Annotated in this window: 1 protein-coding gene; it reads right to left on the reverse strand. The window is 61.2% G+C overall.

Annotation, left to right across the window (positions count from 1 at the left end):
- Positions 1–1293 carry a serine--tRNA ligase gene (serS, locus tag NWQ23_RS10800; RefSeq protein ID WP_306166364.1) on the reverse strand — a complete coding sequence of 431 codons (1293 nt, stop codon included), beginning with the start codon at positions 1291–1293 and terminating at the stop codon, positions 1–3.
- Between the last annotated feature and the right edge of the window lie 79 nt (positions 1294–1372).

Below are 1372 nucleotides of genomic sequence, written 5' to 3' on the forward strand. Positions count from 1 at the left end.
TCAGACCAGCTGACCGTCCGCATTGATCCGCGTTTTGCCGCGCAGGTAGGGGTGCAGTGCTGCGGGTAGATCAACCGATCCGTCCGCTTGCTGCCCGTTTTCGACCACGGCAATCAGCGTACGCCCGACCGCAAGGCCGGACCCGTTGAGCGTATGGACGAACTGCGGCTTGCCGCCCTCGGCAGGCTTATAGCGCGCATTCATGCGCCGCGCCTGATAATCGCCGCAGACGGACACCGAACTGATCTCGCGGTAGGCGTTCTGACCGGGCAACCAGACCTCGATATCATGGGTGCGGGTGGCGCCTGCGCCCATGTCACCCGCGCACAGCACGACGGTCCGGTAAGGCAATTCCAGCTTTTCAAGGATTGCCTCGGCCCGTTTGGTCATGGCTTCATGTTCGGCAGCGCTGTCTTCGGGTTTTGTCACACTGACCATCTCGACCTTTTCGAACTGGTGCTGGCGCAGCATGCCCGAGGTGTCACGGCCAGCGGAACCAGCCTCTGACCGGAAACACAAGGTGTGGGCCACATAGCGGCGGGGCAGGTAGCTTTCCTCGACCGTGAGGCCGTTGACGATATTGGTCAGCGTCACCTCTGCTGTCGGGATCAGCCACCAGCCGTTCGTGGTCTGATAGCTGTCCTCGCCGAACTTGGGCAATTGTCCGGTGCCGTACATCATTTCTTCGCGCACAAGCACGGGGGTGATCGTTTCGGTCAACCCGTGTTCTTCGACATGCACGTCAAGCATGAATTGCGACAGGGCACGGTGCAGGCGCGCAACAGCACCAGAGAGCAGCACAAAGCGGCTGCCGGCCAGTTTCGCGGCAGTCTCAAAATCCATGCCCGGACGGATCGCGGGGATGTCATAGTGCTCGACCGGATCAAAGGTAAAGTTGCGCGGGCTGCCGTGGCGCCGGATCTCGACATTGTCGGCCTCGTCGACACCATCGGGGATGCTGGCATCGGGCAGGTTTGGAATACCCAACAACAGATCAGTGAGGGCGGCATCCTCGGCTTTGGCCTTTTCGGTCAGGGCCGCGATTTCGGATTTCTTTTCGGCCACCAGCGCGCGCAGGCGTTCAAATTCCGCATCATCGCCGCGGCCTTTGGCAGCACCGACCTCTTTGGCGGCTTTGTTCGCCTCTGCCTGTGCGGTTTCAGCGGCCAGGATCTTGGCGCGGCGGGCCTCGTCCAAGGCAAGGATCTGGGACGAGACCGGCGCAATCCCACGACGAGACAAAGCTGCGTCGAAAGCAGCGGGGTTGTCACGGATTGTGCGAATGTCATGCATGGCATCGGTCCTTGCTTGGAGTTTCAATGCGGTCCCTATGCCCGATTGCGCCGTCCAAGTGAACTGCGAAATTCGGGGG

Origin of the sequence: Yoonia sp. (genome assembly GCF_030731595.1) — a bacterium.
Taxonomy (GTDB): Bacteria; Pseudomonadota; Alphaproteobacteria; order Rhodobacterales; family Rhodobacteraceae; genus Yoonia.

Bases quoted from the DNA above. Each gene is read 5' to 3' on its own strand.
- serS (WP_306166364.1), bottom strand. From the start codon at position 1,293: ATGCATGACATTCGCACAATCCGTGACAACCCCGCTGCTTTCGACGCA.